This window comes from uncultured Ramlibacter sp. (assembly GCF_936925435.1).
Lineage (GTDB): Bacteria > Pseudomonadota > Gammaproteobacteria > Burkholderiales > Burkholderiaceae_C > Ramlibacter.
The window spans coordinates 1-18,870 of record NZ_CAKZHQ010000051.1 but is presented as its reverse complement, the minus strand read 5'-3'; the positions used below and the strand labels follow the sequence as shown (position 1 = coordinate 18,870).

Below are 18,870 nucleotides of genomic sequence, written 5' to 3'. Positions count from 1 at the left end.
CATGCCCATCTTCGCCGCCAACCTGACCATGCTCTTCACCGAGCTGCCCTTCATGGAGCGCTTTGCCGCGGCCGCCGCAGCCGGCTTCAAGCATGTGGAATACCTCTTCCCCTATCCGTATGCCAAGGAAGAACTCGCCGCCGCGCTCAAGGCCAATGGCCTCCAGCAGGTGTTGCACAACCTGCCGGCCGGCAACTGGGATGCCGGCGAGCGCGGCATCGCCTGCCACCCGGACCGGGTGGCGGAGTTCCGCGAGGGCGCGGCCCAGGCCATCCACTACGCCAAGGCCCTGGCCTGCCCGCAGCTCAATTGCCTGGCCGGCAAGCTGCCGGCCGGTGTGACACCCGAAGCCGCCCATGCCACGCTGGTGTGCAACCTGGCGTTCGCCGCCGCAGCCCTGAAGGAAGTGGGCATCCGCCTGCTGATCGAGCCGATCAACAGCTATGACATCCCCGGCTTCTTCCTCAACCGCACCGAGCAGGCCATCGCGCTGATGGACGAGGTGGCCTCGGACAACCTCTTCCTGCAGTACGACATCTACCATGCGCAGCGCATGGAGGGCGAGCTGGGTGGCAATCTGAAAAAGCATTTCGCTCGCATAGCCCACATCCAGCTGGCCGACAACCCCGGCCGCAACGAGCCGGGCACGGGCGAGATCAACTACCCCTGGCTGTTTCGCCACATCGATGGTCTGGGCTACAGCGGCACCATCGGCTGCGAATACAAGCCCAGGACCACGACAAGCGAAGGCCTGGGATGGCTGAAGGAACAAGCATGACCAAATCCGGACTCAAGATCGGCTTCATCGGCCTGGGCATCATGGGCACGCCCATGGCCGGCCACCTGCTCAACGCCGGCCACATCCTGTTCGTCAACACGGCCGGCAAGATGCCGCAGGCGCTGGCCGACGGCGGTGCCACCATCTGCACCAACGCCCGCGGCGTGGCCGAGCGGGCCGACATCATCTTCATCATGGTGCCGGACACGCCGGACGTGGAGGCCGTGCTGTTCAGCGAGTACGGCGTGGCGTCAGGCCTGGCCAAGGGCAAGACGGTGGTCGACTGCAGCTCCATCGACCCCATCACCACGCGCAAGTTCGCCAAACAGATCCAGGAGCTGGGCTGCGAATGGCTGGATGCGCCGGTCTCCGGCGGCGAGGTCGGCGCCAAGGCCGCCAGCCTGACCATCATGGTCGGCGGTGAGCAGGCCACCTTCGACCGCGTCAAGCCCCTGCTGGACCTGATGGGAAAGAACGTCACCCTGGTCGGCGGCCCCGGCGACGGCCAGGTCTGCAAGGTGGCCAACCAGATCATCGTGGCCCTGAACATCGCTGCCGTCAGCGAAGCCCTGGTCTTTGCTTCCAAGGCCGGCGCCGACCCGGCCCGGGTGCGCCAGGCCCTGATGGGCGGTTTCGCAGCGTCGCGCATCCTCGAAGTGCATGGCGAACGCATGATCAAGCGCACTTTCGAGCCGGGCTTTCGCATCGCCCTGCACCAGAAGGACCTGAACCTGGCGATGCAGGGCGCGCGCGCCCTGGGCATGGCCCTGCCGCAAACCGCCATGGCGGCGCAGCTGATGCAGTCCTGCGTCGCCCTGGGCCTGGGCCAGGCCGACCACTCGGCCCTGGTCAAGGCCATCGAAAACATGGCCCAGCACCCGGTCTGTCCCGACGCCTGAACACAAAAAGACCTGAGGCGCTACATTTTCAGTAGCGGCTCAGGCCCATTTGGCGGGAGCCAGAGGCCGATTCGGCCTCTTTTTTTGCTCAGCGCACGCGGCCGCGGCGGAACAGGTTGACGATGGCCAGCAGGATGACGGCGCCGATCAGCGAGACCAGGACCGAGCCCAGGCTGAAGCCTTCATTGATGGTGGCCACGCCCACCAGCGGCGAAATGATCCAGCCGCCCAGAAAGGCGCCGACGATCCCGACCACCACGTTCAGCAAGATGCCTTGCTGGCCGTCGGTCTTCATGATCAGGCTGGCCAGCCAGCCCACCACACCCCCTACGATGAGCCAAAGCACAAAACCCATGATGTTCTCCTTGGCCGCAACGGCCTGTTGTTGAAAAGCCGCCCGACCGGGCGGTGTGAGGAGCAATGTGCTGGGCGGCGTGCAGCGTCCGCGTAGTCGGTGGGACGGCCTGCCCGTGCGAGACCGCGCCGAGGCGGCGTGGGACAGGCCCTACCTCGGGCTGCGGTGGGTTTTCCCGCAAGGGCTGGCTGCGGCAGTCGGGCGACAATGCCGTCCAAGTTGTGCCCCATCTTGGATACCGGCATCCTTTTTGCTTCCAGCCTGCCAGTCATTCTTTTTCCTGCTTTGGAGCTTTTCAAATGAAAAAACGGGTCTTCCTCCAGTCCGCCCTCGTCCTGGCCGCCGCCACCGCCTTTGGTGGCGCGCAGGCGCAAGCCCTCACTCCCATCAAGTTCCAGCTGGATTGGCGTTTCGAAGGCCCGGCCGCCCTGTTCCTGCAGCCGGTGGCCAAGGGTTATTTCAAGGACGCCAAGCTGGATGTGAGCGTGGACGCCGGCAACGGCTCGGGCGGCACCGTCACCCGCGTGGCCTCGGGCTCCTATGACATGGGCTTTGCCGACATGGCCGCCCTGATGGAGTTCCACGCCAACAACCCGGACGCACCCAACAAGCCGGTGGCCGTGATGATGGTCTACAACAACACGCCAGCTGCCGTCATGGCCCTGAAGAAGTCGGGCATCAAGACCCCGGCCGACCTCAATGGCAAGAAGCTGGGCGCCCCGGTGTTCGACGCCGGCCGCCGTGCCTACCCGATCTTCGCCAAGGCCAACAACGTGAGCAACGTGGCCTGGACCGCCATGGACCCGCCGCTGCGCGAGACCATGCTGGTGCGTGGGGACATCGACGCCATCACGGGCTTCTCCTTCACCTCGCTGCTCAACCTGGAAGCGCGCGGCGTCAAGCTGGACGACATCGTCACCCTGTCCTATGCCGACTACGGCGTGAAGCTGTACGGCAACGTCATCATCGCCTCGCCCAAGCTGCTCAAGGACAACCCGGCGGCGGTCAAGGCCTTCCTGCTGGCCTTCACCAAGGGCGCCAAGGAAGTCATGGCCAAGCCCGACGACGCCATCCAGTACGTCAAGGCCCGCGACGGCATCATCAACACCGAGCTGGAGACGCGCCGCCTGAAGATGGCGATCGACTCCGTGGTCGCCAGCCCCGACGCCCGCGCCGAGGGCTTCGGCCAGGCCAACCCGGGCCGCATGTCGCTGATGGCCTCGCAGGTCTCCGACGCCTTCGCCACCAAGACCCGCGTCAACGCCGACGCCGTCTGGAACGCCAGCTTCCTGCCGACCAAGGCGGAACTCAATGTGCTGCCGCCGGCCAAGAAGTGATTGATGCCTGAAACAGAAGACAACTTTTTTGTTGATTTCCAGGACGTCTGGCTCGCCTACAACGAAGAGCTGCTGCGCGCCAACCACTTCGCGGTGGAGGCCATCGACCTGAAGGTCCGCCAGGGCGAGTTCATCGCCATCGTCGGGCCTTCGGGCTGCGGCAAGTCCACTTTCATGAAGCTGACCACCGGGCTGCGCATGCCCTCGATGGGCCGCATCCGCATCGACGGCCAGCCGGTGACCGGCCCGCTGAAGATCTCGGGCATGGCCTTCCAGGCGCCCTCGCTGCTGCCCTGGCGCACCACGGTCGACAACGTGCTGCTGCCGCTGGAGATCGTCGAGCCCTACCGCTCGAGCTTCAAGGCCAAGCGCAAGGAGTACGTGGAGCGGGCCCGCAAGCTGCTGCAAAAGGTTGGCCTGGGCGGCTACGAGGACAAGTTCCCCTGGCAGCTCTCGGGCGGCATGCAGCAGCGCGCCAGCATCTGCCGCGCGCTCATCCACGAGCCCAAGATGCTGCTGCTGGACGAGCCTTTCGGCGCGCTGGACGCCTTCACCCGCGAGGAGCTGTGGTGCATCCTGCGCGACCTGTGGACCGAGCAGCGCTTCAACGTCATCCTGGTCACGCACGACCTGCGTGAATCGGTCTTCCTGGCCGACACGGTCTACGTCATGAGCAAGAGCCCGGGCCGCTTCGTCGTCAAGAAGGAGATCGATCTGCCGCGACCGCGCGAGCTGGAGATCACCTACACCAAGGAATTCACCGACATCGTCCACGAGCTGCGCGGCCATATCGGCGCGATGCGCAAGACGACGGCCACGGCAGGCGCCGAGGTGGCCCAATGAACGCCGCGCACCGCAAACGCGTCGAGGGATGGGCACCCGTGATCGCCGCCGCCGCCATGCTGCTGGTCTGGCAGCTGGTGTGCTCGGCCTTCACCATCCCCGACTACATCTTCCCCAGCCCCTGGACCATCACCCTGGCCATGCAGGAGTTCTTCGGCCCCATCATGGAGGCGGCCTGGAAGACCTTCTGGGTGACGATGGTGGGCTTTGCCCTGTCCATCGTGGTGGGCGTGATGCTGGGCTTCCTGATCGGCTCCTCGCGCATGATGTACGCGGCGCTGTATCCGCTGCTGGTGGCCTTCAACGCCGTGCCCAAGGCGGCCATCGTGCCCATCCTGATCGTCTGGTTCGGCATCGGCGTCGGCCCGGGCATCCTCACCGCTTTCCTGATCTCCTTCTTCCCGATCACGGTGAACATCGCCACCGGCCTGGCCACGCTGGAGCCGGAGCTCGAGGACGTGTTGCGGGTGCTGGGCGCCAAGCGCTGGGACGTGCTGGTCAAGGTCGGCCTGCCGCGCTCCATGCCCTACTTCTACGGCTCGCTCAAGATCGCCATCACACTGGCCTTCGTCGGCACGGTGCTGGCCGAGATGACGGCGGGCGACTCGGGCATCGGCTACCTGATGCAGACAGCCGGCTCGCAGCAGCGCATGCCCCTGGCCTTTGCCGGCCTGGTGGTGATCGGCGTCATGGCCATGGTCATGTACGAGCTGTTCAGCGCCGTCGAGAAGCACACGACCGGCTGGGCCCATCGGGGCAGCCAGGGTGAATGACGATCAGGTCGTCCGACACCTCAGGCGCGCCAACGAAGTCGCGCGCCGGGCCATGGGCCTGGGCCGCCATCCCTTCGGCGCCATCCTGGTGGCGCCGGACGGCGAGACGGTGCTGGCCGAACAGGGGAATGTCGACACGGTCAACCACGCCGAGGCCGTTCTGGCCCGCAGCGCGGCCCAGAACTTCGCGCCCGACTACCTCTGGGACTGCACCCTGGTGACCACGGCGGAGCCCTGCGCCATGTGCGCCGGCACCCAGTACTGGGCCCACATCGGCCACCTGGTCTACGGCCTGTCGGAGCGGCGTCTGCTGGAGCTCACCGGCAAGCACAGCGAGAACCCGACCATGGACCTGCCCTGCCGCGAGGTCTTCGCGCGCGGCCAGAAGGCCGTGCAGGTGACGGGGCCGGTGGCGGCGGTGGAAGCCGAGATCGCCCAGCTGCACAGCGGCTTCTGGTCCTAGGCCAGTGCCCCGTCAGTAGACTCGCCGCATGCCCTGGCACGCCCGTCTCTCCCTGGACTACAGCCTCGAAAGCGGTCGCTGCGTCGCCCGCTTCGTGCACGAAGGCCCGCTGCGCATCCTGCAAAGCCTGTATCCCGAGGGCGATGCCATCTGCCACAACGTGCTGGTTCATCCGCCCAGCGGCATCGTCGGCGGCGACGTGCTGGACATCAGCGTGCATGGCGCGGCCGGCACGCACGGCCTGCTCACCACGCCAGGCGCATCGCGCTTCTACCGCTCGCAGGGCGAGCTGGCGCTGCAGCGCACGCGCATCGTGCTGGACGAAGGCGCGCGCCTGGAATGGCTGCCGCTGGAGGCCATCTGCTACAGCGGCTGCCGGGCTGAGAACCGGCTGGAAATGGAGCTGGCGCCCGGCGCCGAGATGCTGGGCTGGGATGTGACGGCTCTGGGCCTGCCCGAGGCCGGCCAGCCCTTCGCGCAGGGCAGCCTGCAGCAACACATGGAACTGGCCGGCGCCTGGCTGGAGCGCGGCCGCATCGACGCGCTGGACAAACGCTTGATGGACGGGCCGCTGGGCCTGGCCGGCCAGCGCTGCATGGCCACGCTCTACCTGGCCACAGGCTCAGCCCTGGCGCGGCCCCGGCGCGAACAGGCGCTGGACCTGGCCCGCCAGGTGATCGCCGCCCATCCGCTGGCGGCACAGGCCGGCGCCACCGCCGCCGGCCCCCAGGTGCTGGTGGTGCGGGTGCTGGCGCCCCTGGTCGAGCCGGCCATCGCCCTGCTCAAGGCCGTGCGCGACGCCTGGCGGCCCGCCCTGTGGAGCCTGCCGGCCCGCCAGCCGCGCACCTGGGCGCTGTAGCTGGCCAAGGGTCGCCCCTGACGGCCCCGTCCTACGGCATCACCGGCATTCAGCCGCCGTCAAGGCGCTGCCCTCTCCTGCCCTGGCAACCCGGCCGGATTCCTAGACTGCAGTCATTGAATCCCATCCGTCCAGGAGCACAGACATGAACGCCAAGCATTCCACCCATTCCCGCAAGAGCCTCGTCTCCTTCGGTATCGCGGCCCTGCTGGCGGTGACCGCCGCCACCGCCCAGGTCGCCACCGGCACCACCGGCATCGATGCCACGGGCAGCTACCAGAGCGAAGTGCAGTCCTGCATGAGCGGCAAGACCCAGCAGGACCAGGCCACCTGCCTGCGCGAAGCCCGCAACGCCCAGGCCGACAAGCGCCGCGGCGTGCTGGACAACGCCAATGGCAGCTTTGAATCCAATGCCAAGGCCCGCTGCGACGTGCTGGCCGGCGAAGAGAAGTCGGCCTGCCAGGCCCGTGTGCTGGGCTACGGCAGCACCACCGGCAGCGTGGCCGCCGGCGGCGTGCTGCGCGAGGTCGAGACCGTGGTCCTGCCTGCGGGCGCCAGCTCGGTGACCATCGAGCCCAAGACCAGCGACCCGGTGGTACTGGTGCCGGCGCAATAAGCCAGACAAAAAATTAAGCATCGCAATGGCGGGTCACGGACCCGCCATTTTTTTTTGCCGTCCGCCATGCCGACTGTTACGCGGCTTCACAAACGCAACAGAAATGCCTCCCTACGATGGGCTTCCCACAACGAAGGATGACAAAAATGAAATCACAAACCACGATGACACAGCGGCCCATGCGCTGGCTGGCGGCCCTGGCTGCGGCAACGGCCCTGGTGGCCTGCGGCGGTGGTGGCGGTGGCGGCGGTGACACCGGCGCTGCCCCCGGGACCTTGCGGGTCGCCATCACGGACGCGCCCAGTTGCGGCTACGACAGCATCTTCGTCACGGTCGAAAAGGTCCGGGTCCACCAAAGCCCCAACGCCGGCGACGCTGAAAGCGGCTGGTCCGACCTGACGCTGTCTCCCCCACGCAGGATGGACCTGTTGTCACTGACCAATGGCGTCCTGGAAGAACTGGGCTCGATGCCGCTGGCTGCCGGGCACTACTCCCAAGTCCGGCTGGTGCTCGCCGAAAACAGCAGCACGGCCGCCTTTGCCAACGCCGCGCAAGTGACCGGCGGCGCCCTGGTGGACCTCAAGACCCCCAGCGCGCAGCAAAGCGGCCTGAAGCTGCAGGCCCATTTCAACATCGCGTCGGGCCAGCTGGCCGACATGGTGCTGGACTTCGACGCCTGCAAGTCCGTCGTGAAAGCCGGCAACTCCGGCCAGTACATCCTCAAGCCGGTGGTGACCGTGGTACCCCGCCTGACCACGGCCATCCAGGGCTACGTGAGCACGTCACTGACGGCGGGCGCCACAACGGTCTCGGCCCAGCAAAATGGCGTGATCGTGCGCTCCACCGCGCCTGACACGAGCGGCAAGTTCAGCATTCCCTATCTGGATCCCGGCAGCTACACCCTGGTCGTCACCTCCGACGGACGCAGCACAGCCGTGGTCACGAGCATTCCGGTGGCGACCCTGACAGGCGTCACCACGGTCAATGGCACAGCCACCGCCATCGCGCCACCCGTGTCGGCGATGGCAGCGGTCACCGGCGCTGTCGCTGCCACGACTGCTTCGGGCAGTGGGACGACGACTGTGCCCGTGACCGATGCCTCCGTGCGCGCCTTGCAGGGCCTGGCCGGCGGACCAGCGATCCAGGTCGCGGCCCAGGGTGTGGACAGCGTGCTGGGAACCTACAGTCTTCGCTTGCCCGTCGGCGCCCCGGTCAAGGCAGCTTACGCAACGTCCGCCGCACTGGCCTTCACGGCCGACACAGCAGCGGCAGGCAAATACACCCTGGAAACACAGGCGCCCGGCCGCGCAACACTGAGCAAGCCGGCAGACATCAGCAGCGGTAGCGCCGCGACGGTCAATTTCTCGTACTGACCCTGAGCACAGACGGGCCCCTGGCCCGTCTGTTCCATTGTGCTTCCAGTTGTTCATACGGCCACCTCCTACAGAGCGCCGCCGTGCTGGGTGGCCACACTTGAAGCATGTATTTCGAGCACTACCCAGACGACCTGCCGGCCGTCACCTTCGACCTTGTCCTGCTGCTGGCCGTGCTGGCCTTCGGCCTGCTGTTCGACCGCATGGCGTCGTTCTAGCGGCCCGCCCAGCAAAAAGGCCTGCTCCGTCGCCGGGGCAGGCCTGCGTGTTGGGGTGCTGCACTCAGAGCACGCCGAACAGCATCAGCAGCAGCACGAGGCTCAGGGGAACGCCGAGAAGCCAGAGAATGATGGGCATGGAAATCTCCTTGGGTGGTTGATGCCCTCAGAGTAAGCCCCTGCCCCCGCTGCAGCTGAGCGACGGCGGCCCGACAAGCAGTAGGCAGCTGCCTACTGGCACTGTCGTCAGATCGCCACCAGCTGGCGCACACCCTGGGCTTCCATGTCCTTGCCCAGGCCGCGGGCGATGAACTCGCCGCGCTCCATCACCAAGTAGTCGTCGGCCAGTTCCTGGGCGAAGTCATAGTACTGCTCGACCAGCAGGATGGCCATGTCGCCGCGGTCGGCCAGCATGCGGATGACGCGGCCGATGTCCTTGATGATGGACGGCTGGATGCCCTCGGTGGGCTCGTCCAGGATCAGCAGCTTGGGCTTGGCGGCCAGGGCCCGCGCGATCGCCAGCTGCTGCTGCTGGCCGCCCGAGAGGTCGCCGCCGCGCCGCCCCAGCATCTGCTTGAGTACGGGGAACAACTCGTAGAGTTCCGCCGGCACCGGCGTGCTGCCGCTCTTGTAGGCCAGGCCCATGCGCAGGTTCTCTTCCACCGTCAGGCGGGCGAAGATTTCGCGGCCCTGGGGCACGAAGCCGATGCCGGCGCGGGCGCGTTCGTAGGGCGTGGCGTTGTGGATGGCCTTGCCGTCGAACTCGATGCTGCCGGTCTTGATCGGCACCAGGCCCATCAGCGATTTGAGCAGCGTGGTCTTGCCCACGCCGTTGCGGCCCAGCAGCACCGTGACCTTGCCCAGGTGGGCTTCCAGGCTGACATCGCGCAGGATGTGCGAGCCGCCGTAGTACTGGTTGACGTTCTTGACTGAGAGCATCGTCATCTTCCGAGATAGACCTCGACCACACGCTCGTCGTTCTGGACCTGGTCCAGCGTGCCTTGTGCCAGCACGGAGCCGTCGCACAGCACGGTGACGATCTCCGAGATGGTCTTGATGAAGCTCATGTCGTGCTCCACCACCATCAGCGAGTGCTTGCCCTTGAGCGTGAGGAACAGTTCGGCCGTGCGCGCCGTCTCCTCGTCGGTCATGCCGGCGACGGGCTCGTCCAGCAGCAGCAGCTTGGGGTCCTGCATCAGCAGCATGCCGATCTCCAGCCACTGCTTCTGGCCGTGACTCAAGTTGCCGGCCATGCGCGCCACGCTGTCGGCCAGGTGGATGGTGTGCAGGATCTCGGCGAGCCGGTCGCTGGCGGCCGAATCCAGCCGGAAGAACATCGAGGACTTGACACCCTTGTCTGTCTTGAGGGCCAGCTCCAGGTTCTCGAACACCGTGAGCTGCTCGAACACCGTGGGCTTCTGGAACTTGCGGCCTATGCCCATCTGGGCGATCTGCGGCTCGGTGTAGCGCAGCAGGTCGATGGTGCTGCCGAAGAACACCGTTCCCGAATCGGGCCGGGTCTTGCCGGTGATGATGTCCATCATCGTGGTCTTGCCGGCGCCGTTGGGTCCGATGATGCAGCGCAGCTCGCCCGGCGCGATGTCCAGCGAGAGATTGTTGATGGCCTTGAAGCCGTCGAAGCTGACGCAGACGTCTTCCAGGTAGAGGATGCGGCCGTGGGTGACGTCGACCACGCCGGGCGCGGCGGCGATGCGCGAGAAGCCGGCGGCGCGGCCGCCCGACTCGGTCTTGCCCAGCGCTGCCTGTTGCTGCATGCGCGCCTCGACGCGCCTGGCGCCTTGTTCGAGCAGATCGGGTGTCATGCCTTCTTGCCCCACAGCTTCTTGACCAGGCCGACCACGCCGTTGGGCAGGAACAGCGTCACGGCGATGAACAACGCGCCCAGGAAGTACAGCCAATACTCCGGCGCCGTCACCGTCAGCCAGCTCTTGGCGCCGTTGACCAGGAAGGCGCCGACGATGGGGCCGATCAACGAGGCGCGGCCGCCCACGGCCGTCCAGATGGCGATCTCGATGGAGTTGGCCGGACTCATCTCGCCTGGGTTGATGATGCCCACCTGGGGCACATAGAGGGCGCCGGCCACGCCGCACATCACGGCCGACAGCGTCCAGATCGCCAGCTTGTAGCCGATGGGGTTGTAGCCGGAGAACATGACGCGGGTCTCGGCGTCGCGGATGGCTTGCAGCACGCGACCGAACTTGCTGGCCACCAGCCAGCGGGCAAACAGGTAAAAGCCCAGCAGGGTCAGGCCGGTGAGCACGAAGATGGCCATGCGCATGGACGGCGTGGCGATCGCAATCCCCAGGATGCGCTTGAAGTCGGTGAAACCGTTGTTGCCGCCGAAGCCGGTCTCGTTGCGGAAGAACAGCAGCATGGCCGCGAAGGTCATGGCCTGGGTGATGATGGAAAAATACACGCCCTTGATGCGCGAGCGGAAGGCGAAGTAGCCGAAGACAAAGGCCACCACGCCGGGTACGACGACGATCAGCACCAGGGTGGCCAGGAAGCTGTCGCTGAAGGTCCAGTGCCAGGGCAGGGTCTTCCAGTCGAGGAAAACCATGAAGTCCGGCAGATCGCTCTTGTAGTTGCCGTCGCGGCCGATCTGGCGCATCAGGTACATGCCCATGGCATAGCCGCCCAGCGCGAAGAACAGGCCGTGGCCCAGCGACAGGATGCCGGTGTAGCCCCAGATCAGGTCCATGGCCAGCGCGCAGATGGCGTAGCACATGATCTTGCCGACCAGGGCGACGGCGTAGTCGCTCATGTGGAAGACGCTGCCCTCGGGCACGACCAGGTTGAGCAGCGGCGCCACCGCGCAGACCACGATGAGGGCCACGACGAAGGCGCTCCAGCCCATGCGGCTGAGCACGGCGGGCCGCGTCGGCAGCACCAGGGGCGCAGGCGGGGAAAGGGTTTCGGGTCCGCGGTCCATCATGCTTCTGCACTTCTGCCCTTCATCGCGAAGATGCCTTGCGGGCGCTTCTGGATGAAGATGATGATGAAGACCAGCACGGCGATCTTGGCCAGCACGGCGCCGGTCCAGCCTTCGAGAAACTTGTTGAGAACGCCCAGGCCCATGGCGGCGTAGACGGTGCCGGCGAGCTGGCCGACGCCGCCCAGAACCACCACCATGAAGGAGTCGACGATGTAGCCCTGGCCCAGGTCGGGACCGACGTTGCCGACCTGGCTGAGCGCGCAACCGGCCAGGCCGGCGATGCCCGAGCCCAGGGCGAAGGCGTAGGTGTCGATGCGCGCGGTGTTGACGCCCATGCACGACGCAATCGGCCGGTTCTGCGTGACGCCGCGCACGAACAGGCCCAGGCGGGTGCGGCCGATCAGGAAGCCCATGCCCAGCAGCACGGCGAAGGCAAAGCCCAGGATGATGATGCGGTTCCAGGGCAGCTGCAGGCTGCCGAACAGCACCACGCCGCCGCTCATCCAGCTGGGGTTTTCCACGCCCACGTTCTGCGCGCCGAAGATGGTGCGCACCAGCTGCTGCAGCATCAGGCTGATGCCCCAGGTGGCCAGCAGGGTCTCCAGCGGCCGGCCGTAGAGGAAGCGGATGACGCTGCGCTCGAGCGCAGCGCCCATCAGGGCCGAGGCCGCGAAGGCCACCGGCACGGCGGCCACCAGGTACCAGTCGAAGGCGCCGGGCAGGAATTTCTGGAACAGGCCCTGGACCACGTAGGTGGCGTAGGCGCCGATCATCATCAGCTCGCCGTGGGCCATGTTGATCACGCCCATCAGGCCGTAGGTGATGGCCAGGCCCAGTGCCACCAACAGCAGGATGGAGCCCAGGCTGATGCCGGAGAAGGCCGCGCCCAGGCGGTCGGTCCAGACCAGCGAAGCTTCAATGGAACGCAGCGAGGCCTGCAACGCGGCCTTGACCTCGGGGTCCTGCTCGCCGCGCAGGCTTTCGCTCAGCAGGGTCTTGGTCTCGGCCTTGCCCTGCTTGCCCAGCAACTCGGCGGCCTCCAGGCGCTTGGCCCTGTCGTCGCTGCCCAGCAGGATGGAGGCGCGCACCAGGCCCAACTGGTCCTTGAGCACGGCATCGGCTTCGGCGGCCCAGGCCTTCTCGATCAGCGGCAGGCGGGCGGCGTCGGTCGAGCCCTGCAAGGCCTTGATGGACGCAGCGCGCACCTTGGCGTCCTTAGAGAACAGCTGCAGCGAGGCCAGCGCGGCGTCGAGCTCGCCGCGCATGCGGTTGTTGTTGACCACGTCCTCTGCCCCCTCGGGCAGGGTGGCGGGCGCGCCGCTGACGGGGTCGAAGGCCTTGTCGTCCTTGACGATGAAGACCTTGTCACCAGCGACCTTGACCGCGTCGTCGGACAGCGCCTGGATGAAGGCTGCCGTCTTGTCGTCGGCCGCGGCCAGCGCCTTGCCCAGCGCTTGCACGCGGGTGTCGGATTCGCCGGCGGCGATGGCCAGCGCTTGCTCGGAGGTGAGGGCTTGCGCGGCGCCCGCGGCCCAGAGGGCGGCAAGCAGAAGCAGTCGTTTGATCATTGAAAGAACCTGTAGGGTGGACAGCCCGCTGTCCACCATGCAAGACCCTTGCCTGCCGGCCCGCGATACCTCTCTCTTTTCGTGGGCAACCGCGGATCCGGTTTTGCCGGTCCGCTGGTTGCGCCCCTTGAGAGGAGGCGGCCGCAGGCCGCTTCGGGGTGGTCTTATTTCGACTTGCCGTCCGGCTCGTCCTTCTTCTTGTCGTTGCCTTCGATGTACGGCGACCAGGGCTTGGCCTTGACCGGACCCGGGGTCTTCCAGACCACGTTGAACTGGCCGTCTGCCTTGATTTCGCCGATGAACACCGACTTGTGCAGGTGGTGGTTCTTTTCGTCCATCTTGGAGACGATGCCCGACGGTGCCTTGAAGGTCTGACCGGCCATGGCGGCGATCACCTTGTCGGTCTCGGTGGACTTGGCCTTCTCGACGGCCTGCTTCCACATGTTGATGCCGATGTAGGTGGCTTCCATCGGGTCGTTGGTCAGCGGCTTGTCCTTGTGGCCGGCGATGCCCTTGGCCTTGGCATAGGCAGCCCACTTCTTCTCGAATTCGGTGTTGGTCGGGTTCTTGATCGACTGGAAGTAGTTCCAGGCGGCCAGGTGGCCCACCAGCGGCTTGGTGTCGACACCGCGCAGCTCTTCCTCACCCACCGAGAAGGCGACAACCGGCACGTCCTTGGCCTTGAGGCCAGCGTTGCCCAGTTCCTTGTAGAAGGGCACGTTGGAGTCGCCGTTGATGGTCGACACCACGGCGGTCTTGCCGCCTTGCGAGAACTTCTTGATGTCGGCAACGATGGTCTGGTAGTCGCTGTGGCCGAACGGGGTGTACTTCTCGTCGATGTCGCTTTCCTTCACGCCCTTGGACTTGAGGTAGGCGCGCAGGATCTTGTTGGTGGTGCGGGGATAGACGTAGTCGGTGCCCAGCAGGACCCAGCGCTTGGCGCCGCCGCCGTCCTTGGACATCAGGTAGTCCACCGCGGGGATGGCTTGCTGGTTGGGAGCTGCACCCGTGTAGAACACGTTCTTGGACAGCTCTTCACCCTCGTACTGCACGGGGTAGAACAGCAGGCCGTTCATTTCTTCCACGACCGGCAGCACCGACTTGCGCGACACCGAGGTCCAGCAGCCGAAGATCACCGAGACCTTGTCCTGACCCAGCAGCTGCTTGGTCTTCTCGGCGAACAGCGGCCAGTTGGAGGCCGGGTCGACGATGACGGGCTCGAGCTTCTTGCCCAGCACGCCGCCCTTGGCGTTGATTTCGTCGATGGCCATCAGGACGGTGTCCTTGAGAACCGTCTCGGAGATGGCCATGGTGCCCGACAGGCTGTGCAGGATGCCGACCTTGATGGTGCCACCGGCCTGGGCGAAGGCCATGCCGGAGCCGGCCAGCGCGACAGCGGCCGTGAGCGCCTTGAGTGTGAAACGACGTTGCATTGAGTGCTCCTGAAAGAGGGTAAGGAAACCGCGAAATCAATCACCTGAAAACTTCGCCGCAGCGCCCCCTGAAGGGACTGGATGCGGACGGTTTGATTCTGGGCAGCGGCTGGGCTGGCGCAAATACGCCGCATGGCGTATGCGAAGGTTCTCAACAACACTCTTGTTTTGATAGCTGCCCATGGAGTCCCCGTGCGGGATTCAGGCCGCTTTGCTGATGAATCAGCCTTCGAAATGCGGATGCAGCTGGCGGATGCGGTTGATGGCCATGGCGGCGGCAGCGGTGCGCGTCTCCACCCCCAGCTTGGCAAACACCCGCTCCAGGTGCTTCTTCACCGTGGCCGGGCTGGCGCCCAGGATGTCGCCGATGTCGCGGTTGGTCTTGCCCTTGACGACCCAGTAGAGCACCTCGGCCTCGCGGGCGGTGAGCCGGAACTGGGCCATCATGGCTTCGAGCACGGCCGCGTCGTCGTTGGCGTCCTTCACCAGACGGTCGACGATCTGCTGGCGCGGCATCGCGGTGGCGATCTGCGCCAGCGGCAACGTGCCTGGCGCAGGTGTCACGCTGTAGGTTTGTTGCCACTGCTGCAGGCTGGCCGGGTCATACCGCCCCAAGGTGGACAAGTCCTCCCAGGCCAGACCCAATCGGCTGGCATCGAAACAGACGTCGGCCAGTTTCAAACTCAGTGCATCCCCGACGCCGATGACCTCGCTGGTCAAGGCCAGCCAGACGCCCCCCTGGCTGGGACAGCGGGCCAGGAACCAACCCCCACCGACGACGGGAAACAGGCCGATGTTGGTCACGGGCATGGCCATCATTGTGCGATCTCTCACGATCCGACATGCGGCGCCCTGGCTGATGCCCATGCCCCCCCCCATCACAATGCCGTCCATGAAGGCAATGTAAGGTTTGGGATAGTGGTGGATCAGGTGGTTGAGTGCGTATTCCTCGGTGAAAAAATCCTCCAGCTCGGCATCACCACGCAGCATGGCTTGGTGGAAAAAGCGAATATCCCCACCCGCACAGAACGCGCCGAACGGACCTTCTTTGCCCATGCCACGGATGGCCACCGCCTGCACTTGAGGGTCGTCGCGCCACGCGAGCAATGTCCCTGCCAAGGCCCGTATCATCGGCAAGGACAAGGCGTTGAGCGCACGCGGTCGGTTCAGCGTGATACAGCCCAGATGCCCTCGTACCTCGGTCAAAACGTCGTCACAGGTTGCAGTCAGCGCGTGGTTCATGGTTTGTTCTTCCAAATCATCCATTCATTGGCCAGCAGAGCCAGCAACACCAGTGTCCCGCCTTGCAACACGGCGGGGCCAGGGCGCTCCCCGGCGCCAAGCCAGACCAGCAGGATGCCAAACAGGATTTCCAACTGCGCCAGCAAAGAGACCTCGGGCGCTTGAAGTACACGCGCGCACACCACCAGCAGGGTGCAAGGAATGGCCAGTTGGACCACCCCCAGTACGGCCAGCAGGCCGAGGTCGTGTGCCGTGGCCTGCAAAGGCAGTGCCAGCGGCAGGGTCAGCAAGCTGGAGATCACTGCGCCCACCAGGACCGAGGGAATCAGATCGACATCTTTGCCGTGACTGTGGGCTTGTTGCACCACCACCCAGTTGATGGCGGCAGAAAGCGGAACACACAGGGCAATCAACAACCCCAACCAATGGTCGCCAGCCATCTGGGCGACAAACATCCAGCCCATGCCAGCGCCGGCCAGGACAATGGCCAGCCAGGTGTGTGCCGCAATCCGTTGGCGCAGAAAAAGCCATGCAATCAGGGCGGTGAACAAGGGGTTCAGCGCCGAGATCACCAGCACACACGCCACACTGGTCATGGTCATGGCCAGCATGAAGGAGGTGAACATGCCGCTCCAGCACAGTCCAGACCACCACAAGGCCGCTGGGGCACCGCGCAGTTGTTGCCAGACCGTCGCCGGGCCGCGCCACAACGGCAGGATGAAGACCAGCGACAGCGCCGTGAAGAAGCTGCGCCAGAACGTCACCTCGAAACTGCGCGCAGACTCCAGATGGCGCGTGACGATACCGGCGATGGACCACATCAAGGTCACCGCCACCATCAACCAGACCGCGCGCCGGTGCGTAAGTTTCATGTGCAGGGGCTGCCTGACGCCCGTATCCCCTTCGCGGGACGCCGTGGAACCGGCTTTGCCGGGCCACTGGCGTCATTCCCCTTGGAGGCAAGCGGCCCTGAGGCCGACTCACGGGCTAACTGGATCAAGGAGGTTAATCCCGTGATGCGCGCTTGCGCTCGTGTTCTTTCAGGAAGCGCTTGCGCAGACGCACACTCTTGGGCGTGATTTCGACCAACTCATCGTCTTCAATGAATTCCACGCCGTACTCCAGCGTGAGTTCAATCGGCGGCGTGATCTTGATGGCATCTTCCTTGCCGCTGACGCGGAAGTTGGTCAGTTGTTTGGTGCGCGTGGCGTTGACCACCAAATCGTTGTCGCGGCTGTGGATACCCACGATCATGCCTTCGTACACCGGATCGTTGGCTTTGACGAACATACGGCCGCGATCATCCAGTTTGCCCAGGGCGTAGGTGAAGATTTCGCCGTCATCCATGGAAATCAACACGCCGTTCTTGCGCCCACCGATGTCACCCTTGTGCGGTTCATAGCGATCAAAGATGTTGGAGATCAGGCCTGAACCACGTGTCAGGTTCAGGAATTCGTTGGAGAAACCGATCAGCCCACGCGCCGGGATGCGGTATTCCAGCCGCACGCGGCCACGGCCATCGGGCTCCATGTTCACCAGTTCACCCTTGCGTTCGCCCATGGCTTGCATCACCCCGCCCTGATGCTGCTCTTCGATATCGGCAGTCACCAGTTCGATCGGCTCGCATTTTTCACCATTGATCTCACGGAACACCACACGCGGCTTGGACACGGCCAGCTCATAGCCTTCACGGCGCATGTTCTCCAGCAGGATGGTCAGATGCAGTTCACCGCGACCCGAGACTTCAAAGATACCTTCCTCGTCAGTTTCCTTGACGCGCAAGGCCACGTTGTGTTGCAGTTCCTTTTGCAGGCGGTCCCATAGCTGACGGCTGGTCACGAATTTGCCTTCGCGACCGGCCAAGGGGCTGGTGTTGACGCAGAAATTCATGGTCAAGGTCGGCTCATCCACTTTGAGCATGGGCAGCGGCGCCGGGTTGCTCGGGTCGGTCACGGTCACGCCGATACCGATGTCTTCAATGCCATTGATCAGCACGATGTCACCCGGGCCGGCCTGGGGGGTTTGCATGCGGTCCAGACCTTGGAAGGTCAACACCTGATTCACACGCCCTTTGACGGACTTGCCGTCCGGCCCTTCCATGACCAGCACATCCTGGCTGGGTTTGAGTGTGCCCTGGCTGATGCGACCCACGCCAATGCGGCCCACAAAACTGGAGTAGTCCAGCGCAGAAATCTGCAACTGCAGGGGTGCGGCCGGATCGCCGGAGTTCGGCGGCACGTGTTTCAGAATGGTGTTGAAGAGGGCCGACATGTCAGGCCCCCACTGCTCACCGGGTGCACCCTCTTCCAACGACGACCAGCCATTGATGCCGGAGGCGTAGACCACGGGGAAATCCAGTTGCTCGTCGGTGGCGCCCAGCTTGTCGAACAAATCGAACGCGGCGTTCACCACCTTGTCGGGGTTGGCACCGGGCTTGTCCACCTTGTTGACGACCAGAATCGGCTTGAGGCCGAGAGCCAGCGCCTTTTTGGTCACAAAACGCGTCTGTGGCATCGGGCCTTCCTGGGCATCGATCAACAGCACAACACCGTCCACCAAGGACAACGCGCGTTCCACTTCTCCGCCGAAGTCGGCGTGGCCTGGGGTGTCCACGATGTTGATGTGCGTGCCTTCCCAGCTCACGGCGCAGTTCTTGGCCAGGATCGTGATGCCACGTTCCTTTTCGATGGCGTTGTTGTCCATCACCGTATCGACCACTTTTTCGTGCTCGGCAAAGGTGCCCGACTGCCGCAGCAGTTGGTCAACCATGGTGGTCTTGCCATGGTCCACGTGGGCAATGATGGCGATGTTACGGATCTGTTTCTGACTCATGATTCACTCTCCAAAATCTGTTGTATCTCTAAGGGGCTCAACAGTCGCCCAGGGATCAGTTCGCCCGCCTTGACATGGGCTGAGCCCAGCAGGACTGCCGCCTGTACTGCGCTGGTCGACCGGCCATACACGGCAATTCGCTCACCCTCCGGCCAGGCGCCACGACGGCGCAGTCCGCTGAGAAAACGACCGGCATTTTCACTGTCGAGCGTGACGGTGTCATGACCCGTTAACAGCGTGTCTATCGGTTGGATCTGGTGACGTCGCTCTGCCTCCAGCATGCGCTCCAGCGCGTCCAAAGTGACGCATTGCGACACCTCAAACG

General features: G+C 65.0%; 18 protein-coding genes and 1 pseudogene. 9 read left to right on the top strand and 10 right to left on the bottom strand.

All coding sequences use genetic code 11. The features are described 5' to 3' along the window. Position 1: 1 nt before the first annotated feature. Together hyi and Q0632_RS21030 are read left to right on the top strand one after the other, a co-directional pair. A complete protein-coding gene (gene hyi, locus Q0632_RS21035) occupies positions 2-778 on the top strand; it encodes a hydroxypyruvate isomerase (RefSeq protein ID WP_298933913.1) in 777 nt (258 codons plus the stop codon). Then, positions 775-1,677 (top strand): 2-hydroxy-3-oxopropionate reductase, encoded by a 903-nt coding sequence (locus Q0632_RS21030; protein WP_298933911.1) that lies wholly within the window; start codon positions 775-777, stop codon positions 1,675-1,677. The genes hyi and Q0632_RS21030 overlap by 4 nt, the downstream gene beginning before the upstream one ends. An 88-nt stretch (positions 1,678-1,765) precedes the next feature. Here the strand turns inward: Q0632_RS21030 and Q0632_RS21025 are convergent, their stop codons facing one another. Beyond that, positions 1,766-2,032, bottom strand: coding sequence for a GlsB/YeaQ/YmgE family stress response membrane protein (locus Q0632_RS21025; RefSeq protein WP_298933909.1), 267 nt, complete (start codon positions 2,030-2,032; stop codon positions 1,766-1,768). Between the two features lie 299 nt (positions 2,033-2,331). Between Q0632_RS21025 and Q0632_RS21020 the strand changes: the two genes are divergently transcribed. From Q0632_RS21020 to Q0632_RS20990, 7 genes are all read left to right on the top strand, one after another. Continuing rightward, complete coding sequence (locus Q0632_RS21020) at positions 2,332-3,369, top strand: ABC transporter substrate-binding protein (protein ID WP_298933906.1); 1,038 nt, start codon at positions 2,332-2,334, stop codon at positions 3,367-3,369. Between the two features lie 3 nt (positions 3,370-3,372). Next, entirely contained in the window at positions 3,373-4,212 is an 840-nt protein-coding gene (locus Q0632_RS21015) for an ABC transporter ATP-binding protein (protein WP_298933905.1), read from the top strand. Beyond that, complete coding sequence (locus tag Q0632_RS21010; protein ID WP_298933903.1) at positions 4,209-4,985, top strand: ABC transporter permease; 777 nt, start codon at positions 4,209-4,211, stop codon at positions 4,983-4,985. Before Q0632_RS21015 ends, Q0632_RS21010 begins: the two co-directional genes overlap by 4 nt. Continuing rightward, on the top strand, positions 4,978-5,448 hold the full coding sequence (locus Q0632_RS21005) for a nucleoside deaminase (RefSeq protein ID WP_298933900.1): 471 nt from the start codon (positions 4,978-4,980) through the stop codon (positions 5,446-5,448). The genes Q0632_RS21010 and Q0632_RS21005 overlap by 8 nt, the downstream gene beginning before the upstream one ends. Positions 5,449-5,476: 28 nt before the next feature. Further along, positions 5,477-6,307, top strand: coding sequence for an urease accessory protein UreD (locus Q0632_RS21000; protein ID WP_298933898.1), 831 nt, complete (start codon positions 5,477-5,479; stop codon positions 6,305-6,307). Between the two features lie 145 nt (positions 6,308-6,452). Further along, on the top strand, positions 6,453-6,923 hold the full coding sequence (locus Q0632_RS20995) for a hypothetical protein (RefSeq protein ID WP_298933895.1): 471 nt from the start codon (positions 6,453-6,455) through the stop codon (positions 6,921-6,923). A 146-nt stretch (positions 6,924-7,069) separates the two neighbouring features. Beyond that, positions 7,070-8,296 (top strand): DUF4382 domain-containing protein, encoded by a 1,227-nt coding sequence (locus tag Q0632_RS20990; RefSeq protein WP_298933893.1) that lies wholly within the window; start codon positions 7,070-7,072, stop codon positions 8,294-8,296. A gap of 464 nt (positions 8,297-8,760) precedes the next feature. On the opposite strand, the gene urtE is transcribed toward Q0632_RS20990, so the two are convergent. The 9 genes and pseudogenes from urtE to truB all read right to left on the bottom strand — a co-directional run. Then, positions 8,761-9,453: an urea ABC transporter ATP-binding subunit UrtE gene (gene urtE / locus Q0632_RS20985; RefSeq protein ID WP_298934173.1), complete on the bottom strand. Its 693-nt coding sequence runs from the start codon at positions 9,451-9,453 to the stop codon at positions 8,761-8,763. Positions 9,454-9,455: 2 nt separating this feature from the next. Next, a complete protein-coding gene (urtD, locus tag Q0632_RS20980) occupies positions 9,456-10,337 on the bottom strand; it encodes an urea ABC transporter ATP-binding protein UrtD (protein ID WP_298933891.1) in 882 nt (293 codons plus the stop codon). Next, the gene (urtC, locus tag Q0632_RS20975) at positions 10,334-11,392 is read right to left on the bottom strand and encodes an urea ABC transporter permease subunit UrtC (RefSeq protein ID WP_298934171.1); all 1,059 of its coding nucleotides are present in this window, start codon (positions 11,390-11,392) and stop codon (positions 10,334-10,336) included. The genes urtD and urtC overlap by 4 nt, the downstream gene beginning before the upstream one ends. Before the next feature lie 74 nt (positions 11,393-11,466). After that, positions 11,467-13,038: an urea ABC transporter permease subunit UrtB gene (urtB, locus tag Q0632_RS20970; protein WP_298933888.1), complete on the bottom strand. Its 1,572-nt coding sequence runs from the start codon at positions 13,036-13,038 to the stop codon at positions 11,467-11,469. Positions 13,039-13,202: 164 nt separating this feature from the next. After that, positions 13,203-14,471: an urea ABC transporter substrate-binding protein gene (urtA, locus tag Q0632_RS20965; RefSeq protein WP_298933886.1), complete on the bottom strand. Its 1,269-nt coding sequence runs from the start codon at positions 14,469-14,471 to the stop codon at positions 13,203-13,205. A gap of 222 nt (positions 14,472-14,693) precedes the next feature. Beyond that, positions 14,694-15,737 (bottom strand): 3-hydroxyisobutyryl-CoA hydrolase, encoded by a 1,044-nt coding sequence (locus Q0632_RS20960; protein WP_298933884.1) that lies wholly within the window; start codon positions 15,735-15,737, stop codon positions 14,694-14,696. After that, complete coding sequence (locus tag Q0632_RS20955; RefSeq protein ID WP_298933883.1) at positions 15,710-16,585, bottom strand: DMT family transporter; 876 nt, start codon at positions 16,583-16,585, stop codon at positions 15,710-15,712. The genes Q0632_RS20960 and Q0632_RS20955 overlap by 28 nt, the downstream gene beginning before the upstream one ends. Before the next feature lie 133 nt (positions 16,586-16,718). After that, positions 16,719-18,545 (bottom strand): translational GTPase TypA, encoded by a 1,827-nt coding sequence (gene typA, locus Q0632_RS20950; RefSeq protein ID WP_298933880.1) that lies wholly within the window; start codon positions 18,543-18,545, stop codon positions 16,719-16,721. Further along, positions 18,542-18,870 (bottom strand): annotated as a pseudogene (truB, locus tag Q0632_RS20945) (tRNA pseudouridine(55) synthase TruB); the annotation flags it as partial. The pseudogene truB and the gene typA, both read right to left, overlap by 4 nt.